The 19,516-nt window shown below is 73.5% G+C and carries 18 protein-coding genes; 14 read left to right on the forward strand and 4 right to left on the reverse strand.

What is annotated here, in order from left to right; translation table 11 throughout:
• Positions 1-19: 19 nt before the first annotated feature.
• Positions 20-2,005 (forward strand): threonine--tRNA ligase, encoded by a 1,986-nt coding sequence (thrS, locus tag FHD63_RS07010; RefSeq protein ID WP_139721261.1) that lies wholly within the window; start codon positions 20-22, stop codon positions 2,003-2,005.
• Positions 2,006-2,118: 113 nt separating this feature from the next.
• On the forward strand, positions 2,119-2,607 hold the full coding sequence (locus FHD63_RS07015; protein WP_139721263.1) for a GNAT family N-acetyltransferase: 489 nt from the start codon (positions 2,119-2,121) through the stop codon (positions 2,605-2,607).
• On the opposite strand, the gene FHD63_RS07020 is transcribed toward FHD63_RS07015, so the two are convergent.
• Both FHD63_RS07020 and FHD63_RS07025 read right to left on the reverse strand, forming a co-directional pair.
• On the reverse strand, positions 2,604-3,086 hold the full coding sequence (locus FHD63_RS07020; RefSeq protein ID WP_139721265.1) for a nitroreductase family deazaflavin-dependent oxidoreductase: 483 nt from the start codon (positions 3,084-3,086) through the stop codon (positions 2,604-2,606). The genes FHD63_RS07015 and FHD63_RS07020 overlap by 4 nt on opposite strands.
• A complete protein-coding gene (locus FHD63_RS07025) occupies positions 3,037-3,924 on the reverse strand; it encodes an ATP-grasp domain-containing protein (RefSeq protein ID WP_139721267.1) in 888 nt (295 codons plus the stop codon). Before FHD63_RS07025 ends, FHD63_RS07020 begins: the two co-directional genes overlap by 50 nt.
• Before the next feature lie 81 nt (positions 3,925-4,005).
• Between FHD63_RS07025 and FHD63_RS07030 the strand changes: the two genes are divergently transcribed.
• The 3 genes from FHD63_RS07030 to pdxT all read left to right on the forward strand — a co-directional run bounded on the left by FHD63_RS07030 (position 4,006) and on the right by pdxT (position 6,227).
• Positions 4,006-4,554, forward strand: coding sequence for an HIT family protein (locus FHD63_RS07030; protein ID WP_139721269.1), 549 nt, complete (start codon positions 4,006-4,008; stop codon positions 4,552-4,554).
• Positions 4,555-4,686: 132 nt separating this feature from the next.
• Positions 4,687-5,586: a pyridoxal 5'-phosphate synthase lyase subunit PdxS gene (gene pdxS / locus FHD63_RS07035; RefSeq protein ID WP_058891193.1), complete on the forward strand. Its 900-nt coding sequence runs from the start codon at positions 4,687-4,689 to the stop codon at positions 5,584-5,586.
• Between the two features lie 26 nt (positions 5,587-5,612).
• Positions 5,613-6,227: a pyridoxal 5'-phosphate synthase glutaminase subunit PdxT gene (pdxT, locus tag FHD63_RS07040; protein WP_139723034.1), complete on the forward strand. Its 615-nt coding sequence runs from the start codon at positions 5,613-5,615 to the stop codon at positions 6,225-6,227.
• On the opposite strand, the gene FHD63_RS07045 is transcribed toward pdxT, so the two are convergent.
• Together FHD63_RS07045 and FHD63_RS07050 are read right to left on the reverse strand one after the other, a co-directional pair.
• Complete coding sequence (locus FHD63_RS07045) at positions 6,219-6,752, reverse strand: GNAT family N-acetyltransferase (protein ID WP_139721271.1); 534 nt, start codon at positions 6,750-6,752, stop codon at positions 6,219-6,221. The genes pdxT and FHD63_RS07045 overlap by 9 nt on opposite strands.
• 41 nt (positions 6,753-6,793) lie before the next feature.
• The gene (locus FHD63_RS07050; protein ID WP_139721273.1) at positions 6,794-9,136 is read right to left on the reverse strand and encodes a cell wall-binding repeat-containing protein; all 2,343 of its coding nucleotides are present in this window, start codon (positions 9,134-9,136) and stop codon (positions 6,794-6,796) included.
• Between the two features lie 258 nt (positions 9,137-9,394).
• Between FHD63_RS07050 and FHD63_RS07055 the strand changes: the two genes are divergently transcribed.
• The 9 genes from FHD63_RS07055 to FHD63_RS07095 all read left to right on the forward strand — a co-directional run bounded on the left by FHD63_RS07055 (position 9,395) and on the right by FHD63_RS07095 (position 19,435).
• Positions 9,395-10,165, forward strand: a complete 771-nt coding sequence (locus FHD63_RS07055; RefSeq protein WP_139721274.1) for a YebC/PmpR family DNA-binding transcriptional regulator — start codon at positions 9,395-9,397, stop codon at positions 10,163-10,165.
• Between the two features lie 97 nt (positions 10,166-10,262).
• Positions 10,263-10,928, forward strand: a complete 666-nt coding sequence (ruvC, locus tag FHD63_RS07060) for a crossover junction endodeoxyribonuclease RuvC (protein ID WP_139721276.1) — start codon at positions 10,263-10,265, stop codon at positions 10,926-10,928.
• Positions 10,925-11,542 carry a Holliday junction branch migration protein RuvA gene (gene ruvA, locus FHD63_RS07065; RefSeq protein WP_139721278.1) on the forward strand — a complete coding sequence of 206 codons (618 nt, stop codon included), beginning with the start codon at positions 10,925-10,927 and terminating at the stop codon, positions 11,540-11,542. Before ruvC ends, ruvA begins: the two co-directional genes overlap by 4 nt.
• Positions 11,539-12,693 (forward strand): Holliday junction branch migration DNA helicase RuvB, encoded by a 1,155-nt coding sequence (gene ruvB / locus FHD63_RS07070; RefSeq protein WP_420853128.1) that lies wholly within the window; start codon positions 11,539-11,541, stop codon positions 12,691-12,693. Before ruvA ends, ruvB begins: the two co-directional genes overlap by 4 nt.
• Positions 12,694-12,905: 212 nt before the next feature.
• Positions 12,906-13,271, forward strand: coding sequence for a preprotein translocase subunit YajC (locus tag FHD63_RS07075; protein ID WP_139721280.1), 366 nt, complete (start codon positions 12,906-12,908; stop codon positions 13,269-13,271).
• Complete coding sequence (gene secD, locus FHD63_RS07080) at positions 13,268-15,289, forward strand: protein translocase subunit SecD (RefSeq protein WP_139721282.1); 2,022 nt, start codon at positions 13,268-13,270, stop codon at positions 15,287-15,289. Before FHD63_RS07075 ends, secD begins: the two co-directional genes overlap by 4 nt.
• On the forward strand, positions 15,289-16,500 hold the full coding sequence (gene secF, locus FHD63_RS07085; RefSeq protein ID WP_139721283.1) for a protein translocase subunit SecF: 1,212 nt from the start codon (positions 15,289-15,291) through the stop codon (positions 16,498-16,500). Before secD ends, secF begins: the two co-directional genes overlap by 1 nt.
• A 16-nt stretch (positions 16,501-16,516) precedes the next feature.
• Complete coding sequence (locus FHD63_RS07090; protein WP_139721285.1) at positions 16,517-17,053, forward strand: adenine phosphoribosyltransferase; 537 nt, start codon at positions 16,517-16,519, stop codon at positions 17,051-17,053.
• A 63-nt stretch (positions 17,054-17,116) separates the two neighbouring features.
• Positions 17,117-19,435, forward strand: a complete 2,319-nt coding sequence (locus FHD63_RS07095; protein WP_139721287.1) for a RelA/SpoT family protein — start codon at positions 17,117-17,119, stop codon at positions 19,433-19,435.
• The last annotated feature ends 81 nt before the right edge of the window (positions 19,436-19,516 follow it).

The following is a 19,516-nucleotide window of genomic DNA, read 5'->3' on the forward strand; positions in this document are numbered from 1 at the left end:
ACCTCCGAGGAGCACCAGCGTGTCCACCCAGATCACCGTCAGTGTCGCAGGCAGCGAGCGAGCGGTCGAGCAGGGCACGACCGCGGGCGACCTCGTCGGCGACGACCGTCAGGTGGTCGTCGCGCGGATCGGCGGCGAGCTGCGCGACCTGCACCACGAGCTCGCCGACGGCGACGTCGTCGAGCCGGTGCTCGTCACCGAGCCGGACGGGCTGGACGTGCTCCGGCACTCCTGCGCGCACGTGCTGGCCCAGGCCGTCCAGCAGACCTGGCCCGAGGCCCGCCTCGGCATCGGGCCGCCGGTGCGCGACGGCTTCTACTACGACTTCGACGTCGCCGAGCCGTTCACCCCCGACGACCTCAAGCGCCTCGAGAAGGCGATGCAGCGCATCATCAACAGCGGGCAGACCTTCGCCCGGCGCGAGATCGACGACGACGCGGCCCGCGAGGAGCTGGCCGCCGAGCCCTACAAGCTCGAGCTCATCGGCCTCAAGGGCGGCGCCGCCTCCGACGCGGCCGACGGCGCCGACGTCGAGGTCGGCGGGAGCCAGCTCACCATCTACGACAACCTCGACCGGACCGGCGAGAGGGTCTGGGGCGACCTGTGCCGTGGCCCGCACCTGCCGAGCACCAAGATCATCGGCAACGCCTTCAAGCTCATGCGCAGCGCCGCGGCCTACTGGCGGGGCAGCGAGAAGAACCCGCAGCTGCAGCGCATCTACGGCACCGCGTGGCCCTCGAAGGACGAGCTCAAGGCCTACCTCGACCGGCTCGCGGAGGCCGAGAAGCGCGACCACCGCCGCCTCGGCGCCGAGATGGACCTCTACTCCTTCCCCGAGGAGCTCGGCGCGGGCCTGCCGGTCTTCCACCCCAAGGGCGGCGTGCTCAAGCGGGTCATGGAGGACTACCTGCGCCAGCGGCACATCGACGAGGGCTTCGAGTACGTCGGGACCCCCCACGTGGCCAAGGAGGGGTTGTTCCACACCTCCGGGCACCTGCCGTACTACGAGGACACCATGTTCCCGCCGATGGAGGAGGACGGGCAGCGCTACTTCCTCAAGGCGATGAACTGCCCGATGCACAACCTCATCTACCGCAGCCAGCAGCGCTCCTACCGCGACCTGCCGCTGCGGCTGTTCGAGTTCGGCCACGTCTACCGCTACGAGAAGTCCGGGGTGGTCCACGGGCTGACCCGGGTGCGCGGCCTGGAGATGGACGACTCGCACTCCTACGTCACCCGCGAGCAGGCCCCGGGCGAGATCCGGCACCTGCTGACCTTCGTGCTCGGAGTGCTGCGCGACTTCGGCCTGGACGACTTCTACCTCGAGCTGTCGACCCGCGACGAGGTGGGGGAGAAGAAGGACAAGTTCATCGGGACCGACGAGCAGTGGGCCGAGGCGACCGCCGTGCTGGAGGAGGTCGCGCGCGACTCCGGCCTGGAGCTCGTGCCCGACCCCGGCGGTGCCGCGTTCTACGGCCCCAAGATCTCCGTGCAGGCCCGGGACGCGATCGGCCGGACCTGGCAGATGTCGACCGTGCAGTACGACTTCAACCAGCCGGAGCGCTTCGGGCTGGAGTACTCCGCCGCGGACGGCACCCGGCAGCAGCCGGTGATGATCCACTCGGCCAAGCTGGGCTCGGTCGAGCGCTTCATGGGCGTCCTCATCGAGCACTACGCCGGGCAGCTGCCGCCGTGGCTGGCGCCGGTCCAGGTGGTCGGCGTGCCGGTGGCCGAGGAGTTCGAGGGCTACCTCGACGAGGTGGCCGCACGGCTGCGCGCCCAGGGCGTCCGGGTCGAGGTGGACCGCGGCGACGACCGCTTCCCCAAGAAGATCCGCAACGCCAGCCGGTCCAAGGCGCCGTTCATCCTCATCGCCGGGGGAGAGGATCGGGACGCCGGGGCGGTGTCCTTCCGGTTCCGCGACGGCTCCCAGGAGAACTCGGTGCCGGTGGACCAGGCGGTCGAGCGGATCGTCACCGCCGTGCGCGACCGCGTCCAGGTCTGAGCCACCGGCGCCGGTCCGCCCTGCCCGACCCCGCCTGACCTGGGACGGACGCCGCCCCGGGTCAGGCGGAGGGTGGCTAGGATCACGCATACCCGAGGGATCAGGAGAGCGGTATGCCGACGCTGGGCGAGCTGGCCGACGCCGTCCGGGTGCGCGTCGTGAACGACGACGAGGCGCTGCTCCTGGGCGCGCTGCACAAGCAGGTGCTGCTGCGCGCCGGGACGGACCCGGACCCCGAGCGCCCGAAGCACGTGCGCGCCTTCGCCAGCGCCTGGCACCCGCGTGCCGCGGACCTGCCGGCCTGGGTGGCCGAGCACGACGGCCAGCACGTGGGGATGGCGCTGCTGCGCCGCACGATGCTGCCGCACCTGCCCGGCGCCGCGCCGCGGCTGCTGGTGCTCTCCGCGCTCGGCCCCGGCACCGGGGCCGGCGAGGAGGCGGTGTGTCTCGCGCTGGTCCGGCAGGTCGTCGGCTGGGCGCGCCAGCGAGGTGCGGACCGGGTCGAGGTCGCCGACGACGTCGCCCTGCCCGGCCCCGTGCTGGACGCCGTGCGCGCGAGCGTGCGCCAGGTGCGCTCCGTCTCCCTCCCGACGCAGCCCTAGGCGAGCGGCTCGAGCACGAAGACCGGGATGAGCCGGTCGGTGTTCTCCTGGTAGTCGGCGTAGCTGGGGAAGGCCGCCACGGCCCGCTCCCACCACGCGTCCCGCTCGGGCCCGTCCGCCAGCTCCCGCGCGCGCAGCGCCTGCTGGCTCGTGCCGTCCTGCACCAGCACGTCCGGGTTCTTGGCGAGGTTGTAGTACCACGCCGGGTGCTCCGGCGCCCCGCCCTTGCTGGCCACCGCGAGGTAGGCCCCGTCGTGCTCGACCCGCATCAGCGGCACCCGGCGCAGCATGCCGCTGCGCGCCCCGCGCATGGTGATGACCATGACCGGCCGGTCCTGGATGGTGGCGGCCGCGGTGTCGCCCGCCGCGTCGATGTCGCGCAGCTGGCTGGCCACCCACTCGCTCTTCTCCGGCAGGTATGCCGTGGGGTCACCGATGGCGGCGTCGTGCAGGTCGTGCTGAGGCTGGTTGTCGTCCATGCTGGGGCAACTCGCCGCGGTCACCGGCTGTTCCCGCCCGGTCGGCGACGAGGTCGGCCAGGGCCTGCGGCGGGCCGGGCACCCCGCGGTAGCCGGGGAAGGCGTTGACGTCGACCAGCACCGGCCCGGCGGGCCCGATGACCACGTCGACCCCGGCGAGGTCCAGGCGGCAGGTGCGGGCGGCGGTCAGGGCCAGCTCCTCGAGGAGGGCGGGCACCTCGAAGGGCGCCCCGGTCGGCACGTGCCCGCCGCCCAGCGGTGACGGCTTGAGCAGCCCGGTGACGCGGTCGCCGACGACGTAGAGCTTGCGGTCCAGGCCGTCGTTCGGCACGAACGGCTGGGTGACGTAGGGCCCGGGGAAGGGCGGCTCGGCCGGGAGGTCGCGCGTCCGGCCGGCGAGCACCTCCGCGCCCCGGCCCCGGCCGCGGCGGCCCCGCTTCACCACCCGCTCCTCCTCCTCGGCGTCCGCCAGCACGCCGGTCCAGGTCGGCACGGGCCGCGAGGGCGGCACCGGCAGTCCCGCCCGGGCCAGCCGCTCCTCGAGACGCTGGTGCCGCCGCAGCAGCCGGACCGCGGGCACCGGGTCCACGACGGCCACGCCCTCCGCCGCGAGCCCCTCGACGACGCCCAGCGCGGCCGGGCGCAGACCCCGGTGGACCACGAGCGTGACCTGCGCGGGAGGCGGGGGCGCCTGCCCGTCGTGCGGCAGGCATACCTCCACCCGGACGCCGCGGTCCCGCAGGAGCGCGAAGACCTCCGGGAAGATGCTGGAGGACGACGGCGGCTTGCCCAGCACGAAGAGGACGAGCGGCCCGCGGTCGGGGCGGGGGTCGGCCATGCGTCCTCCTCGGGAGGCGGTCGCGGCCAGCATCGCGGACGCGCGTGAGGGGCCGATGAGAGCCGCCCTAGACTGCCTGCCATGACGGGGCAGCTGCAGCCGGAGGACGCGACCTCCTTCGCCGGGTCGCAGGACGGGTTCGAGCGGCTCTGGACACCGCACCGGATGGCCTACGTCCGTGGCGAGCGTCCGAGCGCGGACGCGGGCGACGGCTGCCCGTTCTGCTCGGCGACGTCCGGCGCGGGCGGGGACGACCTCGTCGTGCACCGCGGGGAGCACTGCTACGTCATCCTCAACCTCTTCCCCTACAACCCGGGCCACCTGCTCATCTGCCCCTACCGGCACGTCCCGCTCTACCTCGACCTCACCGACGAGGAGACGGCCGAGTTCACCGCGCTGACCAAGGCGGCCATCCGGGCGATCCAGGCGGCGAGCAACCCGGCAGGCTTCAACCTGGGGATGAACCAGGGCGAGGTCGCCGGCGCCGGCGTCGCGGCCCACCTGCACCAGCACGTCGTGCCGCGCTGGATGGGCGACGCCAACTTCCTGCCGATCGTCGGGCAGACCAAGGCGCTCCCGCAGCTGCTCGCCGACGTCCGGGAGCAGCTCGCCGCCGCCTGGCCGGCCTGAGCGCCCGCCGGTGCACCTGCGCGCGGGGGCGGCATACCTGGTCCGGGGGCGGGTCTGCGGTCCGTAGACTGGGACGTGCGGCGCCCCCCGACCGCCGCGCCGTCCCCGATCGAGCACGAGAGGCCCCCAGGCATGTCCGAGCCCACCCAGCCCACCACCGGCACCACCCGCGTCAAGCGCGGCATGGCCGACATGCTCAAGGGCGGCGTCATCATGGACGTCGTCACCCCCGAGCAGGCCAAGATCGCCGAGGACGCGGGAGCCGTCGCCGTCATGGCTCTGGAGCGGGTGCCGGCCGACATCCGCGCGCAGGGCGGGGTCTCGCGGATGAGCGACCCGGACATGATCGACGGCATCATCGAGGCCGTCTCCATCCCGGTCATGGCCAAGGCCCGGATCGGCCACTTCGTCGAGGCGCAGGTGCTGCAGAGCCTGGGGGTCGACTACGTCGACGAGTCCGAGGTGCTCACCCCGGCCGACTACGCCCACCACATCGACAAGTGGGCCTTCACCGTGCCCTTCGTCTGCGGCGCCACCAACCTCGGGGAGGCCCTGCGCCGGATCACCGAGGGGGCGGCGATGATCCGCTCCAAGGGCGAGGCCGGCACCGGTGACGTGTCCAACGCGACCACCCACATGCGCTCGATCCGCGGCGAGATCAACCGGCTCTCCTCGCTGGCCGACGACGAGCTCTACGTCGCGGCCAAGGAGCTGCAGGCGCCCTACGACCTCGTCAAGGAGGTCGCGCGGGCCGGGAAGCTCCCGGTCGTGCTCTTCACCGCCGGCGGCATCGCCACCCCGGCCGACGCCGCGATGATGATGCAGCTCGGGGCCGAGGGCGTCTTCGTCGGCTCGGGCATCTTCAAGGCCGGCAACCCCGCGCAGCGGGCGGCCGCCATCGTCAAGGCCACGACCTTCCACGACGACCCCGACACCCTCGCCGAGGTCTCCCGCGGCCTGGGCGAGGCCATGGTCGGGATCAACGTCGACGACATCCCGCAGCCGCACCGGCTCGCCGAGCGCGGCTGGTGAGCGAGGCCGACGAGCAGCCGGCCGGCGTGCCGGCCGACGGGCAGCCCGCGCCCCGGCCCCCGGTCGTCGGCGTCCTCGCCGTCCAGGGCGACGTGCGCGAGCACGTCGCCGCCCTGCGTGCCTGCGGGGCCGATGCGCGGCTGGTCCGGCGCCCCCGGGAGCTGGAGGGCCTGGACGGCCTCGTGGTGCCGGGCGGTGAGTCCACGACCATCGACCGGTTGTGCCGCATCTTCGGGCTGCACGAGCCGATCCGTCGCCTCGTCGCCGAGGGGCTGCCGGTCTACGGCTCCTGCGCGGGGATGATCCAGCTCGCCGACGAGATCCTCGACGGGCACCCGGAGCAGCAGACCTTCGGCGGCATCGACATGACCGTGCGGCGCAACGCCTTCGGCCGCCAGGTCGACAGCTTCGAGACCGACCTGGAGATCGCCGGCCTGCCCGACCCGGACCGGCCGTTCCCCGCCGTCTTCATCCGGGCGCCCTGGGTGGAGCGGGTCGGCCACGACGTCGAGGTGCTCGCCGCCGTGGAGGGCCACCCGGTCGCCGTCCGCCAGGGCGGCCTGCTGGCCACGAGCTTCCACCCCGAGGTCACCGGCGACCACCGGGTCCACGCCCTCTTCGTGCAGCTCTGCTCAGGCTGAGTCCGGCAGGACCATGAGGACGAGGTCGTCCGCGTGGTCAGGCACCCAGCCCGGCCGCAGGGTGGCGACGTCGCGCCAGCCCCGGCGCAGGTAGAGCGCCCGCGCGGCCGCGTGGCCGGGGAAGACGTCGAGCACCGGCAGCAGCCCCTGCTCGCGTGCCCAGCCGACGGCGGTCTCCAGCAGGCGTCCGCCCAGGCCGAGCCCCGCCCGACCGGGCCCGACGAAGAGCGTGGAGACGGAGCCGAGGCGGGCCAGCGGCATACCGGTGGCGGCGAGGAAGCCCCGGCCGATCTCGCCGTCCTCCACCCGGTCGACCGCGACGTGACCGGCGAGCGCCCCGTCCACCTCCACGACCCAGGCGGCCAGGTCGCGGGGCCGGGCGACGAACTGCTCGCCCGGCATCGGCAGCGGGTCGCGCATGGGGTAGCCGGTGGCCGGCTGCTGGGCGAGGAGCATCCGCGCGAGCTCGGGGACGTCCTCGTCCGCGCGCGGGCGCAGGAGGACACCGTCGGGGGAGGAGGGCACGACGCGAGCCTAGGCCGTGCCCCGACGGTATGCCGACGGTCTCAGCGCAGGTGGCGCCCCAGGGCCGCCATCGTGGTGTCGGTGATCCCCGAGTCGCCGCCGAGGACGTACATCGAGCCCGGCTGCAGGTGGGTGAGCGCCAGCTCGGCGCCCCGGGCCACCTTGTCGCCGCGGGTCAGCACCAGCGGGGCGTCGTGCCGCCCGGCGAGGGCGGCCGCGACCAGGGCGTCCGGGAAGTCGGTGCCGATCGCCACGAACGCGGGGTCGGTGCCCTGCGGGAAGGTCGCCGCGACCTTGGCCGCGGTCCGGTAACGGTCCGTGCCGGCCCAGCGCTGCGCCCCGACGGAGGCGTAGCGACCGGCCTCGCGCATGACCGTCGCCGAGACCGCGCCGTCGCCGCCCAGGACGACGACCTCGCGCGGGCGCAGCCGCTCCAGGGCACGTCGGGTGCTGGGGTGCAGCTCGTCGCCCCGCGTGAGGAGCAGCGGCACCTGCTCGCCGTTGGCGACGGCGGCCCCGGCCAGGGCGTCCGGGAACGCCTGACCGCTGGCGAGCAGCACCCGGTCGACGCGGGAGGGGTAGTAGTCGGAGAGCGCGGCCGCGGTGGCGTAGCGGTCGGTCCCGGCCACCCGGTCCACCCGGCCGGTGCGGGCGTAGGAGCGCAGCTCCCTCAGCACCGTGTCGCCGACCGCCTCGGTGCCGCCGAGCACGACCAGCCGGTCCGGGCGCAGGCGCGTCAGCGCCCGTCGCGTGGCACCGGGGAGGTCGTCGGCCCGGCTCAGCAGGATCGGGGCGTCGTAGACCCCGGCCCGGGCCGAGGCGGCCAGGGCGTCGGGGTAGTCCTGGCCGGAGACGACGTAGACCACCTCGAGGCCGGGGGACCACTGCTCTGCCACGGTCGCCGCCGTGCCATAGCGGTCGGTGCCGCCGAGGCGCACCGGCCCGGTCGGCGTCGGCTCGGGCGCCGGGGCCGGGGCGGCGAAGGTGAAGTAGTCCGAGGACAGCCCGTCGGACCACGTCGGCCAGTAGCGGGCCAGCATGAGGCCGGTGCCGGTGGCGTGGGCGTAGGTGTACTGCCCGCCGGCGGTGAAGCCCTCGACCCGGGCGGTGAGCACCCGCCCGCCCCAGGCGCCCACGCCGTCGCGGGTGAGGACCTGGATGCGCTCGACCCGGTGGATGCCGTAGCGCTGCTGCAGCGCGGTGCGCGGCAGCGAGGCGCTCCAGCGGTGCCGCGGGTTCGCCGCCACCGCGTCGTAGGGGTCGCGCTGGGCGGTGAGGTAGTCGTGCCCGTTGCCCGAGGCGATGGTCTGGCCGCCGGTCGAGGCGGAGTACATCGTCGTCGCCAGCCGGCGGCCGTTGGGGAAGGCGAAGGTCAGCACCTGCCCGGCCGTCGCGTCCACGGCCGAGGTGTTGGCGGTGTACTCGTAGGAGCTGATGCTGCCGTCGCCCCGGCGCACCCCGCGCCCGCGGTAGGCCTGGCACGCGGTGGTGTCGCAGATGTCGTAGTAGCTGGTGCTGGCGCTGCGCTGGGCGTAGGTCCGGGCGGCGACGGACTGCGCCTGGAGCGCCTCGGGGTGGAAGGACGGGCCCATCTCGGCCGCGACCACCGAGCGCAGGTAGTGCTCGAGGGGCAGGTGGTTGACGCTCGCGAGGGACGTGCTCCCCCGGTACGTCGCCGTGACGGCACCGCGGTAGATGCGCCGCGACCCGTCGGGGAGCACGAGGTCCACCGTCTGCTCCGAGGGGGAGCTGAAGGTGACCGGGCAGCGGCGGGACATGCCCGAGGGCCACCACGTCGACCACGAGGACCCGTCATACCCCTGCAGGACGCAGGACGACGCCGAGCCGCTGGTCGCGCGGACCCGCCACTGGCTGCGGCCGGACGGGAGGGCGTAGGTCGTGCCGCCGGCCGTCGCGCCCACGCGCAGCCCGCTGCGGTGCGCGACCTGGGTCACGCCGTCGTGGTCGATGGTGATGCCCACGGAGATGTCCGACGGGGCCCAGGTCTCCAGTCGGGTGCCGGGGTAGTAGAAGGAGATGATCCGCTCGTGCGACAGGCCCTGCTGGCCCGCGCCGTGCGCCCCCCACTGGGACATGCCGATCCGGTGGCCGAAACCGCCCCCGGTGATGTCGTAGCTCCCGTCGGCCGGGACGGGGTAGACCTCCGAGCCGGGCACGGGGGCCGGCAGCACGGAGGCGTCCGTCACCACCGTGGTCTCCCCGAGCTCCTCGGGGGTCTCGACGGCGTCGACCGACTCGGCCTGCTGGGCGTAGGGGAGGGCGTCCTGCGCCGCGTCCGGCTCCTGCGGCGCGGCCGTGGCGGGCGCACCGGTGAGGGAGAGGACGACAGCGAGGGTGAGGCCGACGAGGGACGGTCGTCGCACGATGACTCCATGAGGATGGGAAGGGTGCCCGAGCAGGGACGTTGCCCAGGCGCTCATTACTATGCGGTACGAGATGTGCCTGGGGCAAGAGTGGCGGGTGATCCCGCCGACCGGTCGGCGCGTGCTCCCCGGGCCTCGTCGGACCCGTCGGGCTTCCGGCCTGCCGGACCTCGGCAGGTAACCTGAGGAGCTGGTGCCGCCCCGACCCGGACGGGCGCGGCATCCCTGACCGTCACGTCGACAGATCGAGGAGCAACGATGAGTGGCCACTCCAAGTGGGCGACGACCAAGCACAAGAAGGCCGCGATCGACGCCAAGCGGGGCAAGCTCTTCGCCAAGCTCATCAAGAACATCGAGGTCGCGGCCCGGATGGGCGGGGGAGACCCGGCCGGCAACCCGACCCTCTACGACGCCATCCAGAAGGCCAAGAAGAGCTCGGTCCCCAACGACAACATCGACCGGGCCGTCAAGCGCGGCTCCGGCGCCGAGGCCGGCGGCGCGAGCTACGAGGCCCTGGTCTACGAGGGCTACGCCCCGGGGGGTGTGGCGCTCTACATCGAGTGCCTGACCGACAACAAGAACCGTGCGGTCATGGAGGTGCGCACGGCCCTGACCCGCAACGGCGGCTCGATGGCCGACAGCGGCTCGGTGGCCTACCTCTTCGAGCGCAAGGGCCAGGTCGTCGTGCCCAAGGAGCAGGAGAGCGGGGAGACCAGCGAGGACGCGCTGCTGGAGATCGTGCTCGAGTCCGGCGCCGAGGAGGTCGAGGACGTGGGCGAGTCCTTCGAGGTCATCTCCGAGGCCGGCGACGTCGTGGCGGTCCGGACGGCGCTCCAGGACGCGGGCCTGGACTACGACTCCGCCGAGACGACTTTCGTGCCCAGCATGCAGGTCCCGCTGGACGCCGACGGCGCCAAGAAGGTCATCCGGGTCGTGGACGCCCTCGAGGACTGCGACGACGTCCAGAACGTCTACTCCAACGCCGACATCTCCGACGAGGTCCTCGCCGAGCTCGACGCGCAGGACTGACCCCTCCCTCCGGAGGGCGTGTCGCGCCCGGGGCCGGTCGCGCCGGACTTGTAGCGTGGTGTCCGAACATCTGTCCACACCACCGAACGGGAGCGGTATGCGCGTGCTCGGCGTCGACCCCGGCCTCACCCGCTGCGGCCTCGGGGTCGTCGAGGGGCTCCCGGGGCGCTCGCTGCGCCTGGTCGAGGTGGGGGTCGTGCGCACCCCGCCGGGCGACGAGCCGGCCGAGCGGCTGCTCACCCTGCAGACCGAGATCGACGAGTGGCTGGCCCGCACCCGCCCCGACGCTGTGGCGGTGGAGCGGGTCTTCGCCAGCACCCGCAACAGCAGCATCATGGGCGTGGCGCAGGCCTCCGCCGTGCCGATGCTGGCCGCGGCCCGGCTCGGGCTGCCCCTCGTGCTGCACACGCCCTCGGAGGTCAAGGCCGCCGTCACCGGCAACGGCCGGGCCGACAAGGCGCAGGTCACCCACATGGTGACGCGCATCCTCACCCTCGAGCAGGCCCCTCGGCCCGCCGACGCCGCCGACGCGCTGGCGCTGGCGATCTGTCACCTCTGGCGCGGAGCCGCACGTGGCCTGCCCGAGGACGCCGCGGGCGGCCGCAACCGTCTGCAGGACGCCGAGGACCAGGCGTCCCGTGCCGCCCCCAACCGGCTCGCCCAGCTGCACGCCGAGCACCGCACCGCCCGCGCGGCCAGCGCCCGTGCCTCGGCGCGCGGCGGGCGTGCCACCACCGTCAGCAGCAGGAGGAACCCCCGGTGATCGCCTCGGTCCGCGGACCCGTCCGCCACGTCGGTCTCGACCACGTCGTCGTCGAGGTCGGGGGCGTGGGTCTGCTCGTCCACACCACCCCGGAGACCGCGTCCGGCTGCCGGACCGGGCAGGAGCTCACCCTGGAGACCACCCTCGTGGTCCGGGAGGAGTCGCTGACCCTCTACGGCTTCGCCGGTGCGGACGCCAAGGCCCTCTTCGAGCAGGTCCAGACGGTGAGCGGGGTCGGCCCCCGGCTGGCCCTGGCCATGCTGTCCGTCCACTCGCCCGGGGACGTCCGGGCCGCGCTGGCCCAGGGCGACCTCGTGGCCCTCACCAAGGTGCCGGGCATCGGCCGCAAGTCCGCCGAGCGGCTGGTCCTGGAGCTCAAGGACAAGATCCTGGCGATGGGCGTCGAGCCCGGTCTGGCCGGCGGCGCGGGGGCGGCACCGGGCGGTGCGGCCGGCGAGGACGCGGTGCACACCCAGGTCCGGGAGGCCCTGCAGGGGCTGGGCTGGACCACCCGGCAGGCGGACGGCGCGCTGACCGCCGTGACCAAGGGCGCCGACGCGCCCACCGACGTGGCCGCGCTGCTGCGGGCGACGCTGCGGGAGCTGGGCCGGTGAGCGGCGCCGACGAGACGACGACCGACGGGTCCTACGAGGTCGACGTGCCGCCGGAGGCCTACGGCGACCCCGAGCGGGTCGTCGACCCCTCCGGCACCGACGAGGAGCGCCGCATCGAGGCGGCCCTGCGGCCGCGCCGGCTCGCGGAGTTCCCCGGGCAGCGGCGGGTGCGGGACCAGCTCGGCCTCGTCCTCGAGGCGGCCCGGCGGCGCGGCAGCCCGCCCGACCACGTCCTGCTCTCCGGCCCGCCCGGGCTGGGCAAGACCACGTTGGCCATGATCATCGCCGGCGAGCTCGAGCAGCCGATCCGCATCACCAGCGGCCCCGCCATCCAGCACGCCGGCGACCTGGCGGCCGTGCTGTCCTCGCTGGTGGAGGGCGAGGTCCTCTTCCTCGACGAGATCCACCGCATGTCCCGGCCGGCCGAGGAGATGCTCTACCTCGCGATGGAGGACTTCCGGGTCGACGTCATCGTCGGCAAGGGCCCGGGCGCCACGGCCATCCCGCTGGAGCTGCCGCCGTTCACCGTGGTCGGGGCCACGACCCGCGCGGGGCTGCTGCCCGCGCCGCTGCGCGACCGCTTCGGCTTCACCGGGCACCTCGACTACTACGCCACCGAGGACCTCGTGGCCATCCTGCGCCGCAACGCCGCGCTCCTGGAGATCGAGGCGGACGAGCCGGGCATCACCCAGATCGCCTCCCGGTCCCGGGGGACGCCGCGCATCGCCAACCGGCTCCTCCGCCGGGTCCGTGACTGGGCGCAGGTCCACGGCCAGCACGTCGTGGACGAGGCGGCCGCCCACGAGGCGCTGGCGCTCTTCGACGTCGACGAGCTGGGGCTGGACCGGCTCGACCGGGCGGTGCTCGAGGCCCTGTGCACCCGCTTCCGCGGGGGCCCGGTGGGGCTGTCCACGCTCGCCGTGGCCGTCGGGGAGGAGCCCGACACCGTGGAGACGGTGGCCGAGCCCTACCTCGTCCGCGAGGGCTTCATGATCCGCACCCCGCGCGGGCGCGCCGCGAGCCCCGCCGCCTGGGAGCACCTCGGGCTGACCGCCCCGCCCGAGGCCGGGGCCGCGGTGCCCGGGCACGGCGCGACGGGCCGCTTCGGCGGGGACGACCCCCAGGCCGGCACCCTGCCGCTGGGCGACTGACCGTGGACGTGCTGCCGCGGCGGGGGTTCCTCGGTCGGGCGGCGCGGGTGACCGTGGACGTGCTGCCGGGGACACGGCACACCGGCCTCTTTGGCCGCCCCAGGGGACTCACCTAGACTGCCCGGGGTGCCTGCCGCGCGCGTCAGCGTGCGCAGCGGGACGACGGCGTCGCACCGGCGCCCCACGAGACACGCTTTCTGAAGGGTCACTCCATGACACTGGCGACCGGCGCCGCTGCGGGCACGGGAGGCTCCGGCCTCACGGTGCTCATCCTGGCACTGCCGATCCTCTTCCTGCTGTTCCTCATGTTCAGCCAGCGTCGGCGGGCCAGGGCCGTCACCGACGCCCAGGGACAGCTGCAGCCGGGGCAGGAGGTCATGACGACCTCGGGGATGTACGGCGTCGTGCGCGCCATCGAGGATGACGTCGTGCACCTGGAGGCCGGGGGCTCGGTCTTCCGCTTCCAGCGCCGGGCGATCCTGCCCCTGTCCATGGTGGGTGGCGGCTCGACGTCCCGGGGGGCAGCGGCCGACCAGGGCGCCGAGGGCACGGACGGCGACGAGGAGCCCCAGCGATGACGACGTCCACCCCGGCCCCGCGCCGGGACGAGGACCTCGCCGGCGACGCCGACCGCGGCGGACGCCGGCAGCGGGGCGGCGGCTCCGGCCGCGGTCGCACCCCGCGCCGGCGCAACGCCCGGATGCGCGGTCCGCTCCGCACGCTCGCCAGCCTGCTCATGATCATCCTGCTGCTCTTCGCGAGCATCGGCGGAGCGCGCCTGTGGGCCGAGCCGGCCGCCTCGCTCACCCCTCAGCTGGGCCTGGACCTCGCCGGCGGTCGCCAGATCGTCCTGGAGCCGCGGACCGAGGAGGGGGCCTCGGTCTCGGCCGACCAGCTCGAGCAGGCCATCGACATCATCCGCCGCCGCATCGACGGCGGGGGCGTCGCCGAGGCCGAGGTGACCCGCAGCGGTCAGAACGTCTCGGTCGCCATCCCCGGCAACCCCTCCGCCGCCCAGGTCGAGGCGCTCAGCCGCTCCTCGCAACTGCAGTTCCGCCCGGTCCTCGTGGCCCAGCCCACCGGCCCGCAGGCCGAGGTGCCCCCGCAGCGCACCCTCCCGCTGCCGCCGAGCGTGCTCGAGGAGCAGCTCCAGCAGGCCGAGGAGCAGACCGGTGGCGGCGAGGACAGCGTCGACGACGGCTCGGGCGACGAGGCCGAGCAGACCGAGGGCAACCGCGGTGGCACCCGGCTGGACGGGGCCGCGGGTGTCAGCGCGGCCGACGACCCCCTCGCCGGCCAGCCGGTGTCCGCCGGTGACTCCGACGGCGCGGCCACGCAGGAGCCCGGAGCCCCGGCCGGTGACGACGCCGACTCCACGGCACCGCCCCAGGACGAGGCCGTGCCGCCCGCCGACGCCTCCAGCCTCGAGCAGATCACCCCGGAGCTGTCCGAGGAGTTCACCTCCCTCGACTGCTCCGCCCCCGGCGTCGCGGGCGAGGTCGCGGCGGCCCCGGCCGACGAGCCGACGGTCGCCTGCTCGGCCGAGGGCGACGAGAAGTTCATCCTCGGCCCGGTCGAGCTGACCGGCAGCAGCGTCACCGACGCCAACGCCGGCCCCGAGACGGTCCAGGGCGGGGCGGTGACCGGCCGCTGGCAGGTCAACCTCACCTTCGACGGCGAGGGCGGCCAGACCTTCGCCGAGATCACCTCCCGGCTCTACGGCTACCCGCAGGGCCAGGCGCAGAACCGCTTCGCGACGATCCTCGATGGCGAGGTCATCACCGCCCCGACCGTCAACGGCGTCATCTCCGGCGGCACCGCGACCATCTCCGGCGACTTCACGCCCGAGGAGGCCCAGGCCCTGGCCAACCAGCTCGAGTTCGGCGCCCTGCCGCTGAGCTTCGAGGTCCAGACCTCCGAGCAGATCAGCCCCACCCTGGGCGGCGAGCAGCTGCGCTGGGGCGTGGTGGCCGGGATCATCGGCCTGCTGCTGGTCTTCGCCTACATGCTGGTGCAGTACCACGCGCTCGGCCTGGTGGCGATCGGCTCGCTCATCATCGCCGCGCTGCTCGCCTACGGCTCGGTCACCCTGCTGGGGTGGGCCAACAACTTCCGGCTCACGATGGCCGGGGTCACCGGCCTCATCGTCGCCATCGGCATCACGGCGGACAGCTTCATCGTCTACTTCGAGCGCATCCGCGACGAGGTGCGGGCCGGCCGGCCGCTGCGGTACGCCGTGGACACCGGCTGGGACCGGGCGCGCCGGACGCTCATCATCTCCGACGTCGTCAACCTGCTGGCCGCGGCGGTCCTCTACCTGCTCTCCGAGTCGGGCGTGCGGGCCTTCGCCTTCGCGCTGGGGCTGACCACGGTGATCGACCTCCTCGTCGTCTTCATGTTCACCCACCCGCTGGTGAGCATCCTGGCCGACACCCGCTTCTTCGGCGAGGGCCGCAAGTGGTCCGGGATGGAGCCCGAGCGGCTCGGTGCCAAGCGCTCGGCCTACCTCGGCCGTGGCCGCGTGCGCGAGCCCGACGTCATCGCCCCCGGGCGCAGACGGCATACCCGCGAAGAGCTGGAAGGTGGTGTGGTCTGATGTCGCGCTTCTCCCGGTTGGGCAACGACCTCTACTCGGGGGCCCGGTCTTTCGACATCGTCGGTCGCCGTCGCTTCTGGTACGCCCTGTCGGCCGTGCTCATGCTCGTCTCGCTCTTCGGCCTCGTCGGCCGCGGGCTGAACTTCGGCATCGAGTTCAGCGGCGGCTCCGAGCTGCGGGTCAGCGGGGTCAGCAGCGCCGAGATGGAGGACTACGAGCAGACCGCCGACGAGGCGCTCGAGGCCGTCGACCCCGGCGGCACGACGACCATCACCCGCATCGGCGACGACACCGTCCGGGTGCAGACCGGCGAGCTCGACAACACCGAGGCGGAGACGGCCCGCGCCGACCTCGCCGAGGCCTTCGACGTCGACACGGCCGCCGTCACCAGCTCGTTCGTCGGCCCCTCGTGGGGCGAGACGGTCACCCAGCGGGCCGGCATCGCCCTGGCGGTCTTCCTCGCGCTCGTCACGCTGGTGCTGACGTTCTACTTCCACACGTGGAAGATGGCGGTGGCCGCCCTCGTCGCCCTGGTGCACGACGTGCTCTTCACGGTGGGCATCTACGCTCTGGTGGGCATCGAGGTCTCGCCGGCGTCGGTCATCGGCTTCCTCACCATCCTGGGCTACTCGATCTACGACACCATCGTCGTCTTCGACAAGGTCCGGGAGAACACCGACCACGCCTTCGACACCAAGCGGCAGACGTATGCCGAGGCGGCCAACCAGGCGGTGAACCAGACCCTGGTCCGCTCGATCAACACCTCGGTCGTCGCGCTCCTGCCGGTGGCCGTCATCCTGGTCGTCGGGGTCACCCTCATCGGTCCCGGGACGCTCGTCGACCTGTCGTGGGCGCTGTTCATCGGCATCACGGTCGGCACCTTCTCCTCGATCTTCATCGCCACCCCGCTCCTGGTGCAGCTGCGCCAGGGCGAGCTGGTCGTGCGCCGGCACGACGCGCAGGTGACCCGCCGTCGCGAGCGCCGCGAGGCGCGGTCGTCGCACGCCGACGACGAGCTGCTGGAGACCGAGGACGAGGGGCAGGAGGGCGCCCTGGTGGGTGCCCCCGCGGGTGCCCAGGACGAGGCGACGAGCCCCGCCGGGACCGGTGCGACGTCGGCCCGGGGGGAGCAGGCGCCCGGGCGTCAGCTGCACCCCTACGCCCAGCGTGGGCCGCGCAACCAGCCCAAGCGCAAGCGCCGTGGGCGCTGAGGCGGGGGTCGGACCGATGACAGCTCCCGACGCGCGGCTGGCGGCGGACGTCCTCACGGGGATGCGGGACATCCCCGACTTCCCGGAGGAGGGCGTGGTCTTCAAGGACTTCACGCCGGTGCTGCTCGACCGCGGGCTGCGCGACCGGATCATCATCGACACGGTGCAGCGTCGGCAGGGCCAGGTCGACGTCGTGGCCGGCATCGAGGCCCGCGGGTTCATCCTCGGGTCGATGGTGGCGCACGCCCTCGGCGTCGGCTTCGTGCCGGTGCGCAAGGCCGGCAAGCTGCCGGCGGCCGTGCACAGCCAGTCCTACACGCTGGAGTACGGCACGGCCACCCTGGAGATCCACCAGGATGCCGTCTCCCACCACGAGCGGGTGCTCGTCGTCGACGACGTGCTCGCCACCGGCGGAACGCTGGCCGCGACCTGCGAGCTCATCGAGCGGTGCGGCGCCAGCGTCGCGGCGATCGAGCTCGTGCTGGAGATCGAGGCGCTGGGCGGCCGGGGCCGGCTGGGCGGCTACGACCTGCACTGCCTCACCAGCGTCTGAGCGCGCCGCGCACGCGCCTCACCGGGCTGCTGGCGTGCTCCGGCCAGCGCCTATGATCTGTGCATGAGCGAGCCCGCAGCCACGACACCGCCCGCCAGGGTGGGTGGCGGGCTGCGGCCGCGGTGGGCCCGGCTGGGCGGCACCCGCACCACGGCCAACCCCGCCCTCGAGCCGCTGCTGCGCTCGGTGCGGGCCACCCACCCCAAGGCCGACCTCGCGCTCATCGAGCGCGCCTACGCGGTGGCCGAGGAGATGCACAAGGGCCAGCTGCGCAAGAGCGGCGACGCCTACATCACCCACCCCCTGGCGGTGGCGACGATCCTCGCCGAGCTGGGGATGACCCCCTCGACCATCGCCGCGGCGCTGCTGCACGACACGGTGGAGGACACGCCATACTCGCTGCCGCAGCTGCGCCGCGACTTCGGCGACGAGATCGCGATGATGGTGGACGGGGTCACCAAGCTCGACAAGATGACCTACGGCGACGCGGCGCAGGCGGAGACCGTCCGCAAGATGGTGGTCGCGATGGCTCGCGACATCCGGGTCCTCGTCATCAAGCTCGCCGACCGGCTGCACAACGCCCGGACCTGGCGCTACGTCTCGCCCGAGAGCGCGGCGCGCAAGGCCTCGGAGACGCTGGAGATCTACGCCCCGCTGGCGCACCGGCTGGGGATGAACACCATCAAGTGGGAGCTGGAGGACCTGTCCTTCGCCCAGCTCTACCCCAAGGTCTACGACGAGATCGTGCGGATGGTCGCCGACCGCGCCCCCGCCCGCGAGGAGATGCTGTCGCGGATCCGCGGCGAGATCTCCGAGGAGCTGCGCACGGCCAAGATCCGGGCGACGGTGACCGGCCGGCCCAAGCACTACTACTCCGTCTACCAGAAGATGATCGTGCGGGGGCACGACTTCGAGAAGATCTACGACCTCGTCGGCGTGCGGGTGCTCGTCGACTCCATCCAGGACTGCTACGCGGTGCTCGGCGCCCTGCACAACCGGTGGAACCCGGTGCCGGGGCGGTTCAAGGACTACATCGCGATGCCGAAGTTCAACATGTACCAGTCGCTGCACACCACGGTCATCGGCCCGGGGGGCAAGCCGGTGGAGATCCAGATCCGCACCTTCCAGATGCACCGGCGTGCGGAGTACGGCGTGGCGGCGCACTGGAAGTACAAGGAGCAGGGGCCGGACGGCTCCCGTGCGGTCGCCGGCGCGGACGGCGCGCCGGGCGCCCTGGAGGGCATGCAGTGGCTGCGCCAGCTCATCGACTGGCAGCAGGAGACCTCCGACCCCGGTGAGTTCCTCGACTCGCTGCGCTTCGAGATGGGGGCGGCCGAGGTCTACGTCTTCACCCCGGACGGCGACGTCATGGCGCTGCCCGCGGGGGCGACGCCGGTCGACTTCGCCTACGCCGTCCACACCGAGGTCGGCCACCGCTGCGTCGGCGGCCGGGTCAACGGCAAGCTGGTGTCGCTGGACTCCGAGCTCAGCAACGGCGACGTCTGCGAGATCATCACCAGCAAGGCCCAGGACGCCGGCCCGAGCCGGGACTGGCTGAGCTTCGTCAAGAGCGCGCGCGCCCGCAACAAGATCCGGCAGTGGTTCACCCGCGAGCGGCGCGAGGAGATGGTCGACTCCGGCAAGGACGAGATCGCCAAGGTGCTGCGCAAGCAGAATGCCCCGCTGCAGCGGCTCATGAGTCACGACACCCTCACCGCGGTGGCGCAGGGGCTCAACTACAAGGACATCGACGGGCTCTTCGCCGCGGTGGGCGAGGGCCACGTCTCGGCACAGCACGTCGTCAAGCAGCTCACCTCCACCCTCGGCGGCGAGGACGGCACCGAGGAGGACCTCGCCGAGGGCGTGCGCCCGCGGCGCGGCCGGGTGGCGCACGCCGACCCCGGCGTGACGGTCGTCGGCGCGGACGACGTCTGGGTCAAGATCGCCAAGTGCTGCACGCCCGTGCCCGGCGACCCCATTCTCGGCTTCGTCACCCACGGCAAGGGCGTCTCGGTCCACCGCACCGACTGCACCAACGCCGCCGACCTGCAGGCCACGGCACCCGAGCGCATCATCCGGGTCGCCTGGGCCCCGACCGCGAGCAGCCTGTTCCTCGTCAACATGCAGGTCGAGGCCCTGGACCGCTCGGCGCTGCTCTCCGACATCACCCGGGTGCTCTCCGAGCAGCACGTCAACATCCTGTCCGCCTCCGTGCAGACGAGCCGCGACCGGGTGGCCCTGTCGAAGTTCACCTTCGAGATGGCCGACCCCTCCCACCTCGAGTCCGTCCTGCGCGCGGTCCGCCGCATCCCCGCCGTGCTCGACGCCTACCGGGTCACCGGCACGACCAGCACCGACCCGCACCGCCGCAGCCACGTCTGAGCCCCGCCCCCGCCCGTTCTGGACATTAGGTTCTGGGGGACGGGGCCCACTTTCCTCTGTCCAGAACGGCGGGGTCCGCCG

The sequence above is a fragment of the Serinicoccus chungangensis genome (assembly GCF_006337125.1).
Taxonomy (GTDB): domain Bacteria; phylum Actinomycetota; class Actinomycetes; order Actinomycetales; family Dermatophilaceae; genus Ornithinicoccus; species Ornithinicoccus chungangensis.